This is a genomic window from Vibrio sp. 947, from assembly GCF_033339115.1.
GTDB classification, from domain to species: domain Bacteria; phylum Pseudomonadota; class Gammaproteobacteria; order Enterobacterales; family Vibrionaceae; genus Vibrio; species Vibrio alginolyticus.
Genome location: NZ_JAWOTX010000030.1, coordinates 1 through 15,395 on the forward strand (window position 1 = coordinate 1; position 15,395 = coordinate 15,395).

Consider the following 15,395-nt stretch of genomic DNA (forward strand, 5'->3'; position numbering starts at 1 on the left):
GTGCCATGGATTCTGAGTACCTATTGAAGGTGCTAGCAAGCCTTTATTGATGGGGATGTTCATGATTTTTCCGTGCCGTTCTCAGCCACGACTCCTCACCATTACCTTTAAGAACCTGTAATGCGCCATTCCAAAACGCTTTATCTTGAACAGCTCGTCTCATCCTATGAAAGTGCTCTGTACCTCGCGCGTTAGGTGGCACTAATTCTGAAATACACTTATTTAAAACATCAGCATCATTTAACAGCATTTGTTGCTGTAAATTAGTATTTATTGAAGTAATACAACCTTTGCCATCGAGTGTTAAACAAAGCATTTCCTCATTTAAGCTGCTATGGATCTGTTGCAGTCTATGTAAATCCTGCTTTAATCTTTGGTTTTCTTTCTGAAGCGATTTGTTGAAAAACATGACTCTCTCGTTTAATTAGCTTCAACGCTAATTCACATTTTATTCTTTGTATTTTCATTACCTTGATAAGCACGAACGTATTCAAAATTCCATTGCATACCAGCCCACATCTAGTTAATAGCGTGAGCTTATCAGGTTATTTTTTCTACGGCACTCATTGTGGGCAGTATACTTAATTATCCTAATGACCCAAGCGATTTGGCTTCCAGGCTGACCTTTACAAACAAGCTTGTTGCTGAAATTGGCACCTCTCTACTTTTCATGCTTTGAGTAACATTATGTATTCTCTGCACTTCGATTGGGGCAACAATAGATAAGTGATAGCATTGCCTAATATCTCAACCGAAACAATTAAGGATTTAGCATGGACGACGCACAGTTTGAGCTAGGGAAAAAGGATGGTTACTCAGCTGGAACGCTTGTATCAGGGCTTGCTATGAGCGAAAAACCTCAGAGTTATGCTGTAGGTTATATTGCTGGATATGCATCGTACGTAGCTAGCATGGAGCATGGAATAAAGAGAGCAGCATACGAGTCAGGAAAGCTTGCTTTTAGATACCGTGTTGCTAGGGATATTATCAAGGCCATTGTCCTCGATGACATTCTAAAGACTACAGATAATGCCACTTATGAATGGTTCGAGAATGGTGTAGAGGCAGAGCTCGAAGACTTCGATAAAGATTAACCCTATACCGAAGACCAAAGGGCTGACCCTCTTTCGAAGATCAACCCTTTGCCCTCTTTGGGAGCCTGTAGGTTTTACCCTACAACGCTTGCACAACCTTATTAAACAAGCGCACCGTATAGGAAGTCGTATCCGTCACTGTCCTATGGGAATAATACTAAACCCATTCCGAACACATCACAATATTAGTTTGTATTTAATTTTTTGTTTTTTACCCATTTAAAGATTGTTTCTGTCGCTTTTTGCTGGTGGCTTTCTTGAGTGTTTCATAGTAGCCAATCTTTATCAAAAACAAGTACCAGAGCGCATTAAGAGTCGTGATTTGCCTAAACTGTAGGTCAGCAAACCAGAATCGCTTTTTCAGATGCTTAATGGCCATGTAGGCTAACCATTGGTGTTTGAATCTAAGTACCGTCACTAGGCGCGTTTTCTTCACCTTAAGCGTGAATACATAAACCCTTGGTTTACTCATAGCTTGCTTTCCCCTCTAACTGGTATCGAAGCGGAGCAGTAAGCCATCCCCAACGTTTATGTCGCCATATGTCGCTAATCGTGGACTGGTGTACCCCGTATTCCTCGGCTAGCGTGTATTGGCATACCTGTTTAGTGAATAACAGCTCATAGATGCGTAGAACTTCACTAGGGGATAACTTGGATGCGCAGTTCTTTCCTCGGCGGTCTACGTTGTCCTTTACGGCCTTTTCAGCGGGTACACCAGCCTTAAGGCGTCTTAGCACTCTGCGGTAACTGGTATCGGTAACGGCGCATAGCTGTCTTGCGGTCATTACCTTGCCTTGGTAGGTCACAAGGTGCTTGGTAGCCTCGGCCAGTAGTTCCTCTCCGGTTCGTAGTCCTTTGTGATACGCGCGATAAAGGGAAGTCATTGGATAGCCAGTTAACTGAGCGAGACGGTACACGCTCATCGATTGACCCTGATATTGAACACTCATAGTAGCTCACTCCCTTAAGCCACTTTAGCGATTTGCTCATAGATACCAGTAAGGTGCGTTCTGCCAACCTTACGGTTAAAGCGCATGGATGGTGTTTGTAGACCTTTCTCGGTAAAGAGCACTAATGCACTGCCGAAGTTCACACCTTGCTTTTTGGTGTGTCCATCTGTCTCATAGAACGGGTAACGACCATCCGGCTTGTAAATCATCGTGGCGTAGCCCTCAACCAAGTCCAGCCACCACGTTGTGAGTTCTTCATGTGGTAACAGCATCATGCCGTCACGACCTTTCCTGGCTTGTTCTAGCGCCTTTTCCAGAAACTCAAACTTAAGGTCAAACGGGGGATTGCACCACCAGCCATCTTCCCATTCGCCTTGTAGGCCATCGAACCCAACACAAACAGGGTTTAGGAGCTGAGCTGCCTTGTGTTTTGGCTTAAGGCTTGGGAATCCACTCGGCTGTTCGTTAATCCAGTCAGGAGCCACGTAGAAGCGGTTCACCTTGGCGGTTTGTGGCTCGGCGGCCACATCTAAAACAAACTCTTTTCCGGTATCACGTCGAAAGAGGAATTGAGCATCAAAGAAACAGTCCCAACGAGTCGCCCATTTGTTCTTTGCGCCCTCGACGGTCTTACTTTTGACTAGGTGCGCCATTCTCTGACTTCTCCCCACTCTTGGCCGCGACAGTAATGCGCTCGATGCGTTCTGCGTCCAAATCAATCTTCACTCGCTCTATCTTTGGATAGACCACCAATCCATAAAAGCTGTATGTGCCAATACCGATAACAGCCACCAGCGCTAACACAATGGTTATGGCCAGTAGCCGAACAGAGCCGATAAAGACACGCAGCCCAATTGCCTTGCTATCATTCATGGACGCGTACCATGCCCTTGTAAGCAGAGAACAATACGCTGTGCTCGGTTTTGACACCTAAGCGCTCTTTCGTCGCCGGATTAATGGTTGTGCGTTCACGCTCTATGTGACGGAAACGGCCAAAGCCTCGAATTTGCACCTCACGGCCTTTCGCAATCTCAACCAGAATGTGATTGATCATTGCATCCAGACAATCGCCCACCAGCTCTGCATCATCACCAGTAAGCTTTAAGCCAAGGCGTTTAGAAATGTTTCTTTCAATGTCAGTTCGGTTTAAGCGTGTGCTCATTAATGTGCCCCCTTGATCTCGTTTACCTTGTTTGCCAGCTCATCGCGGAATACATCCGATGCACTAAAAGTCAGCTTGTCTCGCGCAGCTACAATCGCTGGTGCTCCCGTTTTTGGATTACGGCCAGCTCGCGCTTTCTTAAGGCGAGGTGCGAACGTACCGAAACCACTAAGCAATACAGCATTGCCCTCAATCATGGTTTGAGTTGAGATTTCTTCGATAAAGGCATCAAAAACCAGCTCGCATTCTTCACGTGATGCGCCCGTTTCTTTTTTCATTGCTGAGATCAGTTCGTGCTTACCTACGGCTTTTTGTTTAGACACGCTAAGTCCTCTTGAATATCTTTCAGATAAATTCCGTGCTGTTGGCCTAGAAGATTGATGGCATAAAGAACCAGTTCTTCTCGACTGCTACAGCCAAGTTCTATTTGGAGTCGCCTAATTTGCTCTCGTTGTGTCGCGCTGGCGCGATAGTATTGACGTTTAATGTCAAACCTAGCCATCTTGGCAAGATGACGATTCCAGCGCTGCTGAGGTTTCAAGGCGTTTTTCTTGGGTTTACGTCCTGCTATGAGACGATTATAATCATTCCGAACACGCCGTAAATATTCCGAACACGATTTCTGTTTTTAATACAAAAAAATACCGCCCATATAGGCGGCATTTGTGGAAAGATGATCAAGGATTGGCGTTAAGCTCGTTTGAACTCCGAAAAGTGGCTGCGCATGCCATCACGAACTTTGAGAGGCGTTTTGCGCAGCTTGGCGCGTGTCGCTGTGTCGTATAAGTATTGTTCCCATTCCCAATAGGACATATCACGTAGTCGGCCTACTGGCTCACCAACACTATTCATGAATATGTAAGTGTTCTTGGCTTGGCCGTTCGGGATTGAGTTGCCATTACCATCCAATATCTCAAAGACACCTCTCGCACCGACAAACGTCACGGTCAGACCATATTGTGCCGCTGTAGCATCAATCATTGCGCTAGTGAGGTAAACATTCTCGCCAAAGATTTTAGTACGGAGGATTTCACGACGATATTTCTTAATGTCTCGAACCCATTCAAAGATAACGCAGCGAGTATGTGGCGTTCGGATGTTGGTTTTTACTTTGATTAGACCAGCATCGAATAGCATTCTAATGACTCGATAGTTGATCTTCTCTCTTGGTGCAATTGTGTCGCCAGTAGCATCGTAGTCACAAATATGACCACCAGTAAGCCAACGATACGCTTGAGCGCTACCAAATTCCCCTGCGGGAGCATAGCTTAGCAACAACTTGTCATAGTAAAGGTAATCGCATAGGAAGTTACGGACTACCTTTGTTGCTTCTAACACGTCTAAATCAACTGGCTTTTGGCCAATGCTGTGATATTCACTCGCTAACATGAGATAACTAAGCCCTTTTTATATACTTATGCGGCTAGTCTAGTTTTGTTATCAAATGTTGGCAATTGGAGATAGCTATTAATTTGACAAATACACTCATCAAACCCCTTGGCCAGAACCACGTAACACCCTAGATTTTGGAACATTTTTATCTTTTCCTGTTGTTCCTTACTTGGGCGACCTTTTTCCGTTTTTACCTCCAAAAAGAAGCCATGATATACCCCTCTCGGGATAGGAAAGAATATGTCCGGCACACCTTTCTTTTGTCCCTCATAGCTCATCATCGAAGCCGCTTTAGGTGTTCGGTAGCCACCATTAGGGATTGAGAAAACCAGCGGGTAAATGTCCTTGTACTGCGTCTCTAACGTGTAGAACAAACGAACCTGTAACCAGTGTTCGGCCAGCTTCGTGTCGTTAAACTCTTTCGGGCGCTTAATCCCTTGTGCAAGGCGCGTTTTGTGTGGTGAATCCAGTTCCACTTTCTTCTGTGTTGCAGCGCGCGCAACGTCATTGTCTTTCTCAAGAATACGGATAAGCCAAGCTGGCAATTCCGACTTGTCCACCAGCGCGGTATTAGGGACGTTTATCGATACCGGATTGATGATGTGATTAACAGAACGGTTAATCTCGTTAAGTGCTGCATCGATATTGAAGTCGCCACCGTGGCCAGCTTTCACGCCTTTCCTTTTCCACTTCTTGCGCTTGGCGACTTGGTTTGCGAGGAAAGAGTGATCGAATCGTGGTGCCTTGGCCATAACTAGATAAGCCCTTGTGTTACTAAAATCTCTTGTTCCTTACGGCGGTTAAAGTAGGCAAATACCTCGTCCTTGGTGAATTGCTTAGCTACCACTTTGCGGCGGCCACCTTGCGAGAAAACACGCTTAGCAATGTCCTCAGATAGCGTCCAACAAAGTGCGGTTTCGATTTCGATTTCGGATTCGTCATTGATAGCTCGGTAGGCCGTGATCACCTTGGGTAGCTTGGCGAACGCCTTGCGCTCTGACGATTTCATCACCTTGTGCTTGTTGCGTCTCGGGCACGTAAACAGGGACGACCACACACATTGATGTTGGTGCGAGCCTTGCGCTTTCCATAGCGTTCCAAGCACGTCCCAATAGGTTGAGTCATCTTGGATAGCTGGCGCACCAAGGAAGCTCTACAGTAAAAACATCGCTCATCGGGCAATTTCTCTACTACTCAAAAATTGGGATAAGGGAATAGGGTTAAAGTGTTTTATTCTTGGTTAGCAAAGCGCTCTAGGCGTTCTTCTAAGTCATCCAGCCAAACCAGTATTTCGCTACCTTTGTGAACGTAGTCGAGGTAGCTGTCTTGGATTAGTTCGGCCACATGACCCGAACACCCGTTTACTTCTGCCGCGATTGCACGGTTACTGAAATAAAAAGCACTTGGTGTGTCCGTAAAATCCGTTTCGCCTGTCGCCTCGCGCATTTCCATAAGCGCTTTAGTGGTCATTCGACGCAATACAATCAGTAAGTCGTCTTGAGTTGCTAACGCTAAATTTTGCTTACTCACCGTTCAAGCCGCCACGTAACTCAGCATCTTGTAATGACGAAACTCGTTCTGGAACGGTATTTCATCGTCAAAATCCATTGGTGGCTCGCCGTATTGCTGTTGAGATTGATCCCAACCGCCTTGTTGTTGCTGGCCACCAGCTCGGTTATTGCCAAGCATTTGCATCACGCCATTAAAGCCTTGAACTACTACCTCTGTGCTGTAACGGTCTTGGCCTTGCTTGTCTTTCCATTTGCGAGTCTGCAATTGACCCTCGATGTAAACTTGTGACCCTTTGCGTAGGAACTCCCCCGCTACTTCGGCCAACTTGCCGAACAACACCACTCGATGCCACTCGGTTTTTTCTCGGTTCTCCCCTGTCGCTTTATCGCGCCAAGTTTCGGATGTAGCGATCGTGATATTCGCTACTGCGCCGCCATTTGGCAGGTATCGGATTTCGGGATCTGACCCCAAGTTACCAACCAGAATGACCTTGTTAATGCCTCTTGAAGCCATTCGTTATTCTCCGGTATCTCTCTTTACCGCTTCGTCTCTGTTAGAAATCGCATCACCAAAGAACAAATAACCCACGTCTGTACTTGTGTAGACCGCTATCAGTTCTAGGTTTTGCACCCTTGGGTTCACCTCGCCATTCTCGATTTTTCGATAAGTGTCTGGTGATAACCCGATTAACCTGCTCATTTCGAGTATGGTTAAATCTGCATGCCGTCTCGCTCGCTTGATTCGCGCTGCACGTTGCTGTCGATACTCAAGCGATTGGATTCGAGCGGCCTGTTTAGTCTTTGCGTCTCGCATTTTCATAGAAGCTCTCCACTTCACTTGCTAGTCGTTCTTCCTCGGTTGTTGTCGCCTTAATCAATGCAACGCGATATTCATGTAACCGATTCTTTGACCAATCGAGGCAGAGCTTTTGCCACTTGATAACGGCAACCGGATCGGAAAGGTCGTAACCAGTCCCAAAACAGCTACAGCACTCCCACTTGCTAAATAACGACTTGGTGTAACCTGTGCCATTGCAAGTCGGGCAGCGATCCGGTTTGTCGTCCAATGTCACATCGGCATCTTGTAACCGGTTCGCCAGAGCTTCGCGTTCGTCCGTAAGCTCTATGCCCTCGAATGTATCCAGGATTGATGGTGAGCTTTTGTCTCGTTCTCTTTGCCGTTGTTCCAGTTGAGATCGCTTAATTTCAGAAATCTCCTCACCCACCTTTAATTCCGAACGAATATAATTTATAGGGAGTATAAATTCACTTAAAAAACAATGCAAAAAGTATTAACACAAAAACCAAAACGATGGATTTTTGTATCAGCAAACAGGCTAGCAGACTCATATGAGGAATCAGAAAATGTCAGAAAACAACAGCAAAAAAGTTCACGACCAAATCCAAGCAGACGTTAAAGAGTACATGACCAACACCTCGAACAGCGTCTTAGACTTCGCTTTGGCCAATGCAATTAAGAGCGGTCAGAACAACCAAAATGAATTGTGTAAAATGTGGAGAATCCCAGTAGATAAGCTACTTAGCAAGTTAAACACTTCTCTTCTCAAAGTGAATGATGATAAAATCCACCTCGCATAGACGGATACGTTTAGCTATCGGGATAAGAGTAATGGAAAGCTTCGGGGAAACTCGAAGCTTTTTTCCGCCTCAATACTTAATCCGAACATTCAAGAATTTAAGGCACAAAAAAGCGCCCACTCATAGATCGAACGCTTTACATTCGGAATTTAATAGAACACCCACCAGCAACAGTAACAAACAACAGCCAACCAAACAAAATAAAAGTACTGTCGTGTTATAAAAACAAAATAAAAATTAGAAAGCATCAATCGCGAAAGCTGGTTTGAATTGATTCATCAAGAAAACTCGACCGTTAGTCCTACAAACACGCATTCAATTTAAAAAAGCGGTATAGTGAAAAACAGACGCCTTACGTGACGATGACGACAGATCGTTTAGCATCTTATCAACGTCAAATAGTTGAGTTTAATGCTGTCAACACTTAGGCTAATTGGAAATTAGTGGGCAAGAAGTAGCCAAAATGATAGCAAGCTTAACCACTTAAGTTGTACGGGGAAGCATTTTTGTTTTTAACAGGATAAGATGAGTTAACAGCAATATATTGAATGCGCTAACCCATCTGCTGGAAGCGGCAACTTTCTTTTGAGGTTGGCATCAAGCAGAAAGGAAAAATGAACATGAATTATTGGATAAAAATCTTGCTCATATCCCGATTCATGTAGAGAAATTAATATTTTTCAAAGCGTTTCTTTATGAGAGGGGAATTATCTGATAACAATGGTAAATAAGGGCTTGGGAATTTTTGTTCCCCCAAAACCTTATTAGAGTGACCAAGGCGTTTGGGCGTTTGCAAAACTGGCTAAGAGTCTGAAATACTCAGCGCAGCAAGGATTGGAACACAACGTTCCCCCATAACCATTGCTGGTGTAACGAATATAAAAAAAGGCTGGATTCGAAGAACCCAACCTTTAGTTAACTAGGAGGTAATTATGTAATCACCATCCAAGCTCGAAGTAGCTAAAAGCTTTACTTCAAGTAATGCGCATTAGGTGAGTACCAGTCACTTAATACGACTTACATAGCTACAACAATCAAAACCGTCGGAGGTTTTATGAGTAAGCTCATTGAGCTTGCCATAGCTGTTATCAACCTAGTAGCAGCTATTATTCAAGCACTATTCGGTTAACCAACGCTGCTGCTCTAGAAGTACATTGTTGCTTCTAGAGCACACTTACAACTATCCAATAATTAATATTTCCTGTCAATTCGTGTTTTTGTCAAGAACTCACACAAATGCGGTCGCTATTCGTTGAAGAATGCCGTTGTCTATAGCTAGGATCATTAACTCATCCAAACAACAAAAACTTGTTGTGTATGTGGGAAACTGTGTAAATCTTTGATTTTCCAGTTATCCACATACGCTATAAAGATCTATATTTAACTATATCAATCTATGAAAACTATAGAACTATAAGATCTATAGGGAACGTAATGTCTTGATTTTAATGGATTTTAACTCGTCTAAAGATCTTTTTTTAGGTCTTTAAGTAACAAGATCTAGGTTTAATTGATCATTTATTAGGTGTTTGTGATCTTCTTACAGGCTTTAGTGTTACATAATCTAGGTGAAAGTGATCATATATCAGGTGATTGGATAACAGATTTTAGGTGTTTCTGCTCTTGAATGACATATTTTAGGTGTGTGAGATGGTTGTATAGGAGTCTTGTCCGGTTTTTTCTACTTTCGAGTCAATGATCACGTCGAATTCACTCCCATATACCTAAAATGTGTCACATAGCTCATTTCAACCTAGAAAATGTCATCTATCGAGCCCAATGACCTAAAACTTGTTAGCTATCAGTAATCGTGTGTATCGGTTAGTTCTGAAAGGGTATCTATCTTTTCCATTAACGACTCTAATTCATGCATTCCATCATCATGCTTTTGTTGCTCTTTTTCTGAGTGTCGCTTTGACAAGCTAGCTTCAACTTTAAGAGCGTGGTCTTCTTTACCCACATAGCGGTACGCGATGGCAAGTGATTCTAGTTCAGACTCGGTGAGTCTGACTTGGTTTTGAAGCCTTTTCAATTCAAGTTGTCGAATTGTCTTAAGAGCATCGTGTTGATTTAGTTCATCAATTGAACCTAGTTTAACCCACCGAAAGAGAAACTTGATTCCAGTAATGGTTCTACCTTTCTTTACAACCTCAAAACCCTTATCACCTTGGCTGCTTTCTAAAAATAGAAGCTCTTTGCTAATCTGAGGGTGTTCAGAAAGTTCTTTAATGCTTTCCCTGATACAACGTTTCATAAATACGCTGTTGTTTTTGAAGGAACTTTTATCTTTTTTCAGCTTCCCTGATTCGTCCAAAAGCCCAAATATTCCTTTCAGTTCACTAAGCTTTTGCGCATGCATTTCAAAGCCCTTGTCTTTGAAGCGACTAAGCAGTTCGTACAAGCGCTTAGAATACTCCTTCTTTACCTCAAAGAAATTGCGAGTATTAATCAGAGCAAATCCTTGATTATATTCAATATACTCAGGTTTGAGCATATCGTTAGGAACCATCGTAAGTATGCCGTGTTTATAAGCGATATGTTTAAAAAGAGGTCTATAGTCGAATTCAATATCACCTTTCGGGGTTTCCACCTTTATCCCGATTTTTCGACTAGCTAGGCGGTTCGCTACTGGACTTAAGTTGCTACCGATATGTTTAGACTCAACACCTAACCACTCTGATAATTGATGTGAAGTAAACTCATAGTGTGGTGTTTTCTGTTCCCAATCACTTGGTTTCATATGTGCAATCATCAACGCAAACATATCTGCTTCCCTAGCGGATAGATCTTGACGACTAAAGACCAGTTGATGGCCTTTTTTGATATGTTTCGGGAGGTTATCGCTTACCGCAGGGTAGAAATATTCTTCATCACTCATGCAAATGCACATCCATAAATAACAAGATTTAGGTAATTATGACACATTTTAGGTCACGCATGTATAGAAATACTCACATCAAGCAGTGATTACAGATACCTGACTTGTACTCGCCCGACTGCGTCACGATAGTATTCAACTAAGCCTTGAGACTCTTTCTCGGAAATGGTGTTCATGTACTCTGCTAACATGGTGGCTGTATCACGAACCTTGTTCACGCTAGCTTTCACGGCGCTTGCAGCCTTGTTGTGCCAGCTAGCAATCACAAACTTAAGGTATGACACGAACTTAGGCGCTAAAGGCTGTTGGTGCTTGTTGTACAGCTTGATAACACGACGAGCTCCATTAGCTGATAGGCGGCCTTGCTTAGCTGCTAGTTGAAGTTGTTTTACTTCGTCAGCGTCACGTTTGAAGATCTTCAAAAACCAAGAATCAGACGGGACACCGTTATTAATTTTATTTTTACTCTCTGTAGAGAGATCTTTTGTATTTATAGTGCCATTTTTGTTTTTGTCTGATTGCTCGCAAGCCTTGTCAGCACTGGCCTCAAGAGGTTTTTCCACAGAAGCCCCCCCTGAGTGCCGTTTTTGTCTATTAAAACGCTTTTGTGCAGCTTGTAGCGCGTATTTGTATGCGCCAGCGAACATTTCTTGGATGGCGTCTACGCATAGAGTGATGTGACGTAGATTCTGACCTGTTGCATTGTTTGGCTTCTGTTCTCGGACAATTAAGTTCAAGTCTTCTGCTGTTTTCAGTTGTTTTTTGAGAGTGTCAAAAGTGGTTGGACGACAATCATAGCGATCGCAGTTCTCGTTGTAGACCTGTACCAATCGAGTAGTTGATGCAAAGCAGGTATGGCCATGCTTAAGAATATGGCTTGAGATAGTTTCTAGTAGGCAAGCAAGTTTACGTTGTGCCGACGGTTTATTGGCTTTGATATTGGAGGCTTGGGTTCTGAATCCTGACTTCCAGTAGCAAGGATGCAGTAAAAGCGGTGTGTTTTGCATAAAATTTAATCAAAAAAAAGGCGTAAAAATTTGCCACCGATCTCTTTGAACGTTATACTTACACCTGCTTTAGTGTGGTGTAATTTGTGTTAACGTTCGCTGAGATTGATGCTCAATCTAAACTGTTAAACTAATTACTAACCATTTGAGGCATTAGTCGCCAACTAAATGTCTCGCCTGATTAGGCTTCGGTCTAATTCATTACGGCATAATGACTTTCCTTAAGTTCGTTTGTCGTGACGCTTTAAGTTAGCCGCTTAAAGCTCGATTGCAGTAAAAAAGCCCGCTCGCCAAAGCGGGCTTTTTTATTTTCTGTTGCCCGAAATCGAATCACTTTCTCTCTATCACGGTATCGCCATGATCTAATTACAGAAAAACTCCCCTATTATTGATCGTAAATGGTTGATTAAACAAGTCCCTGTATCAAAGCGATTCCGAACAAGGTGCGTTATCATCTGGCGCTAGAGTTTACCAAAAATTTTATCTATTTAAACTCCTTTTGGACGTGTTAGTATTCCGAACACACCGAATTTTGTGGATAACTCTGTGATGAAATTTACTCCCCCACTAAGTGCTGAACAGCAATTGGAAACTCAAGTTAACCAATTAAAACAACAATTTAAGCGCCGTCAGTTCCCGAAAAAGAACGCACCAGCGCTACCGTTGGATTTGTTAGTAACAATCTCAGGTTGCACCTTTGGTTTGCATAGCCAAAAAGACGGTAGACTCGTTCTAAAGGCCGATAAGGCGATTAACTTTGATAAGGGTGTCAATGTGTTGCGATCAGTGTCGTATATTGCTGGCGCGCGAGATAGCGTATCTATCGCTGGTTGGGACTGGCGACCAACGCACTTCAAGAAAGATAAACTCTATTTGCGTCCTGTCGCGCCTAGTGATTTATAAAATTCCGAATTGGCCACCAGTATTTTCGATTTAATTGAGTGTTTTTTGTACTTAATTACTAATCGCTGGTGGCGCTTTTTAATTGATCAACTTATTGGAATTTTCGTGATGAAGATCCGAAGTTTACGAATTGCTGTTTAATTTGAGGCGCAACACTCACTTTTTGCTCTACTGGAACGTAGCTATTTGTCGGTAAAGCTGCCATTTTTCGGGAACCTAGCGACTCAAACATAGCTCGCACCACTTGATGATCTTCCTTGGTGGCCATGTTGGCGATCGCTTTGCGCTGCGCATCGGTTACATAGATAGGTAAAGAGTCCACAACATCAAGCAGCATCGAGGTTGCCTTAGCGTTTTGCTCTACCTGTTCACGCAATTCTGCGTTCACGCTTTCTAGGTACATAAGCTGGTTAGTAAGATCACCGACAAGCTCAACATTGGTCTGTTGAGTCATGTTCGCGTAGATATTACGCGCGGATTCCTCATCAAAACCTTGTTCCTGTAGCGATTTGAGGATCATTTGCTTGCTGTTCGCACTTTCCATCATCATGGCCGGATGGTCTAGGCTGATATAGTTCGGCTGCAACACGTAGTCCATACCGTGATATGAAGTCGTGATCGATGCCTCGCGTGTATCTTGGCCACCAGTCGCCCAACTCCAACCACCAGCACGGCTATTGTGCAAACCTAAAGCGATACGGCCTGTATCGGTAGCTAAAAACTCTTGAGTGTGTTCAACAATACCGTCATCTGAACAGGTGATAGAGACTGTGCGGTTAGATGGCACGTTTTCTACCACAACCGGACGACCATTAATCATGATCACCTCAGTTTCACCGATTGAGAGCTTATTAGCGCGTTGGCGGGATTGATGGCCATAGTAACCATACGCTTCGCCTAGTCGTAGTAGCTCTTGAGTTCGTGGGCTGTTGATCATCGCTTGCACGGCTTTGATGATGTAATTGCGCTTGTTGGCGCTAAGCTTGCGACCGTCATTGAATAGGCTGAAACGGTCGGATACTTGTTTAAGTGCTTTTGCTGTCACTTTCTTTTCTCCATTAATGGCTTTGGATTTCGGTTAGTAGGTCGAGAACTACGTCTCTAACGAATCGTTCCGCTTCGCTTTGGTCAGTCATGCCAATGGATTCCATCATTTTGTCGTTCTTGGCCACTTGAGCCGCGAGCTCGGAAATGACTTCATTGGCCAGCTCGGAATCGAGGCCAACAACGGACGTGTAAAGATGGTTTTTGAGTTTCGGAGACTTGCCGATTGGGGATTGCTCGATAAGGTCAAGCACGGTGGCCAGCATGGTTGCGTAGTTCGCTTGAGATTCCATTGCATCGGCTTTCTCTTGCTCAATAGCGGTATTGAGAGAGTTAAAGCGGATCTCGAATGGCATATCGTTATCGTTCCACACCTTGCCGTCTCGGTAGATGGTGTGAATATCGATAGCGCGCTTAACGAACGCCACCACGGCTGCGCGGATTTGGTTGGCGCGTAGTGCAGATTGAATCGATGTGCGGAAGAAGCCGCCCTCGCCTAGTCCACCAGAAAGAAGATCACCAAACCCAAGCATGGATGGGTCTACGCCAAGCGTTCCGGCTAAGCGTTTAAGGTGAAACATAATGTCTTCGATGTGGGAGATATTCGGGTCAGTGGTAAAGGTATCGATCTGCAAGCCACCTTTAGCGCCGCCCATAAATGGCAATAGCGTGTTGATAACGGTTGGAATGAAACCTAGCTTGCGGGAACGGTCTACTACCTCTTGACGGTCTTGCTTCATCTGGTCAGCGACCATGTTGATGTATTCCGCAGCTCCGGCCGCATCTAAGCCGTCAGTGTTTACCGCTATCATGCGATCGATAAGTGAAGCATTCACACGACTTGCGCCGAGCGCTGCAATGGACTGGCGAAGCATCGACCAAGCCTCAAAACAGGTCAGAAGAATGGATGTGCCGTAGTTCTGCGTCTCGATTGGCATGCGTGAATACGCATCGTCATAAAGTGAGTAGCGCTGGCCAGTGTAGTTAACTGGCGGTATATCCATATCTGGTCGCCAGATTGGCATTTTTAGTGGGATAAGCGCCCAAGGCTCGGCAAGGCGTACCTGTTCGCCGTTCGCTCGGGTTTGTAGATATTCCGCAGTAAATCCCGCTAGCTCGCCCGAACGTTCGTACTCACGAATTTGGTTTGGCAACGTGTAGTAGTTGGCCTCAAAGTGAGTAATACCCACGCCCTCTTTCGTGTATGGGCGAACATAGTTAACCCCATAAACCAGCGTTGAATACGTCCAGTTCATTAGGTTTTCGTTGATTGGAGTTAGCAGCTCTCGGTTAAGACGGCCTACGTACTCGGCGTACTTCTCATCGGTTGGATGAAGATACACAGCCATGCCATTGTCGTTTGATACCGAAAGAGCGTGACCAAGGTGCAGATTGAGCGCGGCATCAATCGTGCTGTCCTCGGCCATTTCCTTGAGTATCGGATATAGCATGAAGCGATCTTTCGGCAGCTTGTGCAGAAAAAAGCGGTCTGAGCTTTTTCGACCGTCATTGGTCAGAGCGCCGTTGCTTTCATCTAATTGGTGTTCGCGATCGTGGAATGGCGATCCTGTGTATCCAGCGCCAGATTCAAAACTTATCCCACTCTCTTTATCGTCATTCTCGTTAAAGAAAGGGAACGCTTGTTTTAAAGCTGCCGCTAGCCCAATTGATGCCTTGTTTTGCGACATGTGCGACCTCGGTAATTTGAGGCGCTTTTTACAGGGATGGGGATGATCTTGGATGATAGCGCATCGCGTCAACGTGACCAATACGCTAATAAATCATTGATTTTCTATGCGTTAATTTTTTTAGTCAAAGTTCAATTGCTTGCCTTTGAATCTTGGTTACTCACCAA

23 protein-coding genes are annotated in these 15,395 nt (G+C 44.2%); 3 read left to right on the plus strand and 20 right to left on the minus strand.

The window, feature by feature from the left end; translation table 11 throughout:
- Nucleotides 1-43 precede the first annotated feature (43 nt).
- Complete coding sequence (locus tag R7Q39_RS25090; RefSeq protein WP_318077007.1) at nucleotides 44-409, minus strand: PAS domain-containing protein; 366 nt, start codon at nucleotides 407-409, stop codon at nucleotides 44-46.
- A 364-nt stretch (nucleotides 410-773) separates the two neighbouring features.
- Here R7Q39_RS25090 and R7Q39_RS25095 point away from each other — a divergent pair, with 364 nt between their 5' ends.
- Nucleotides 774-1,094, plus strand: a complete 321-nt coding sequence (locus R7Q39_RS25095) for a DUF2623 family protein (protein WP_318077008.1) — start codon at nucleotides 774-776, stop codon at nucleotides 1,092-1,094.
- A 211-nt stretch (nucleotides 1,095-1,305) separates the two neighbouring features.
- Here R7Q39_RS25095 and R7Q39_RS25100 read toward each other — a convergent pair whose 3' ends face one another.
- The 15 genes from R7Q39_RS25100 to R7Q39_RS25170 all read right to left on the minus strand — a co-directional run bounded on the left by R7Q39_RS25100 (nucleotide 1,306) and on the right by R7Q39_RS25170 (nucleotide 7,182).
- The gene (locus R7Q39_RS25100; RefSeq protein WP_042522713.1) at nucleotides 1,306-1,566 is read right to left on the minus strand and encodes a hypothetical protein; all 261 of its coding nucleotides are present in this window, start codon (nucleotides 1,564-1,566) and stop codon (nucleotides 1,306-1,308) included.
- Nucleotides 1,559-2,044, minus strand: a complete 486-nt coding sequence (locus tag R7Q39_RS25105; RefSeq protein WP_318077009.1) for a hypothetical protein — start codon at nucleotides 2,042-2,044, stop codon at nucleotides 1,559-1,561. Before R7Q39_RS25105 ends, R7Q39_RS25100 begins: the two co-directional genes overlap by 8 nt.
- 14 nt (nucleotides 2,045-2,058) lie before the next feature.
- Nucleotides 2,059-2,697, minus strand: a complete 639-nt coding sequence (locus R7Q39_RS25110; protein WP_025558929.1) for a DNA N-6-adenine-methyltransferase — start codon at nucleotides 2,695-2,697, stop codon at nucleotides 2,059-2,061.
- Nucleotides 2,675-2,917, minus strand: a complete 243-nt coding sequence (locus R7Q39_RS25115; RefSeq protein WP_237306696.1) for a hypothetical protein — start codon at nucleotides 2,915-2,917, stop codon at nucleotides 2,675-2,677. Before R7Q39_RS25115 ends, R7Q39_RS25110 begins: the two co-directional genes overlap by 23 nt.
- Nucleotides 2,910-3,206, minus strand: coding sequence for an HU family DNA-binding protein (locus R7Q39_RS25120; protein ID WP_158159308.1), 297 nt, complete (start codon nucleotides 3,204-3,206; stop codon nucleotides 2,910-2,912). The genes R7Q39_RS25115 and R7Q39_RS25120 overlap by 8 nt, the downstream gene beginning before the upstream one ends.
- Nucleotides 3,206-3,529: an HU family DNA-binding protein gene (locus tag R7Q39_RS25125; RefSeq protein ID WP_318077010.1), complete on the minus strand. Its 324-nt coding sequence runs from the start codon at nucleotides 3,527-3,529 to the stop codon at nucleotides 3,206-3,208. Before R7Q39_RS25125 ends, R7Q39_RS25120 begins: the two co-directional genes overlap by 1 nt.
- Nucleotides 3,508-3,747, minus strand: coding sequence for a hypothetical protein (locus R7Q39_RS25130; RefSeq protein WP_318077011.1), 240 nt, complete (start codon nucleotides 3,745-3,747; stop codon nucleotides 3,508-3,510). The genes R7Q39_RS25125 and R7Q39_RS25130 overlap by 22 nt, the downstream gene beginning before the upstream one ends.
- Before the next feature lie 149 nt (nucleotides 3,748-3,896).
- Nucleotides 3,897-4,595 carry a hypothetical protein gene (locus tag R7Q39_RS25135; RefSeq protein ID WP_017634077.1) on the minus strand — a complete coding sequence of 233 codons (699 nt, stop codon included), beginning with the start codon at nucleotides 4,593-4,595 and terminating at the stop codon, nucleotides 3,897-3,899.
- 26 nt (nucleotides 4,596-4,621) lie between these two features.
- A complete protein-coding gene (locus tag R7Q39_RS25140) occupies nucleotides 4,622-5,350 on the minus strand; it encodes a VRR-NUC domain-containing protein (RefSeq protein WP_318077012.1) in 729 nt (242 codons plus the stop codon).
- Nucleotides 5,351-5,352: 2 nt separating this feature from the next.
- Nucleotides 5,353-5,565, minus strand: coding sequence for a hypothetical protein (locus tag R7Q39_RS25145; protein ID WP_318077013.1), 213 nt, complete (start codon nucleotides 5,563-5,565; stop codon nucleotides 5,353-5,355).
- Complete coding sequence (locus R7Q39_RS25150; RefSeq protein ID WP_318077014.1) at nucleotides 5,537-5,689, minus strand: hypothetical protein; 153 nt, start codon at nucleotides 5,687-5,689, stop codon at nucleotides 5,537-5,539. The genes R7Q39_RS25145 and R7Q39_RS25150 overlap by 29 nt, the downstream gene beginning before the upstream one ends.
- Before the next feature lie 139 nt (nucleotides 5,690-5,828).
- Nucleotides 5,829-6,128, minus strand: coding sequence for a hypothetical protein (locus R7Q39_RS25155; protein ID WP_033905414.1), 300 nt, complete (start codon nucleotides 6,126-6,128; stop codon nucleotides 5,829-5,831).
- Nucleotides 6,129-6,131: 3 nt separating this feature from the next.
- A complete protein-coding gene (locus R7Q39_RS25160; RefSeq protein WP_033905415.1) occupies nucleotides 6,132-6,623 on the minus strand; it encodes a single-stranded DNA-binding protein in 492 nt (163 codons plus the stop codon).
- A gap of 3 nt (nucleotides 6,624-6,626) precedes the next feature.
- Nucleotides 6,627-6,929: a helix-turn-helix domain-containing protein gene (locus R7Q39_RS25165; protein WP_017634072.1), complete on the minus strand. Its 303-nt coding sequence runs from the start codon at nucleotides 6,927-6,929 to the stop codon at nucleotides 6,627-6,629.
- Nucleotides 6,904-7,182, minus strand: coding sequence for a hypothetical protein (locus tag R7Q39_RS25170; protein ID WP_213868158.1), 279 nt, complete (start codon nucleotides 7,180-7,182; stop codon nucleotides 6,904-6,906). The genes R7Q39_RS25165 and R7Q39_RS25170 overlap by 26 nt, the downstream gene beginning before the upstream one ends.
- Nucleotides 7,183-7,474: 292 nt before the next feature.
- On the opposite strand from R7Q39_RS25170, the gene R7Q39_RS25175 reads away from it, so the two are divergent.
- Entirely contained in the window at nucleotides 7,475-7,708 is a 234-nt protein-coding gene (locus R7Q39_RS25175) for a hypothetical protein (RefSeq protein WP_318077015.1), read from the plus strand.
- Between the two features lie 1,801 nt (nucleotides 7,709-9,509).
- Here R7Q39_RS25175 and R7Q39_RS25180 read toward each other — a convergent pair.
- Both R7Q39_RS25180 and R7Q39_RS25185 read right to left on the minus strand, forming a co-directional pair.
- Entirely contained in the window at nucleotides 9,510-10,586 is a 1,077-nt protein-coding gene (locus R7Q39_RS25180; RefSeq protein WP_054577229.1) for a replication initiation protein, read from the minus strand.
- Between the two features lie 89 nt (nucleotides 10,587-10,675).
- The gene (locus R7Q39_RS25185; protein WP_318077016.1) at nucleotides 10,676-11,593 is read right to left on the minus strand and encodes a hypothetical protein; all 918 of its coding nucleotides are present in this window, start codon (nucleotides 11,591-11,593) and stop codon (nucleotides 10,676-10,678) included.
- Between the two features lie 549 nt (nucleotides 11,594-12,142).
- On the opposite strand from R7Q39_RS25185, the gene R7Q39_RS25190 reads away from it, so the two are divergent.
- A complete protein-coding gene (locus R7Q39_RS25190; protein WP_136976906.1) occupies nucleotides 12,143-12,496 on the plus strand; it encodes a hypothetical protein in 354 nt (117 codons plus the stop codon).
- A 91-nt stretch (nucleotides 12,497-12,587) separates the two neighbouring features.
- Here the strand turns inward: R7Q39_RS25190 and R7Q39_RS25195 are convergent, their stop codons facing one another.
- Both R7Q39_RS25195 and R7Q39_RS25200 read right to left on the minus strand, forming a co-directional pair.
- Nucleotides 12,588-13,541, minus strand: coding sequence for a hypothetical protein (locus R7Q39_RS25195; RefSeq protein ID WP_318077017.1), 954 nt, complete (start codon nucleotides 13,539-13,541; stop codon nucleotides 12,588-12,590).
- A 13-nt stretch (nucleotides 13,542-13,554) separates the two neighbouring features.
- Entirely contained in the window at nucleotides 13,555-15,228 is a 1,674-nt protein-coding gene (locus R7Q39_RS25200; protein WP_050550056.1) for a portal protein, read from the minus strand.
- Nucleotides 15,229-15,395 lie beyond the last annotated feature (167 nt).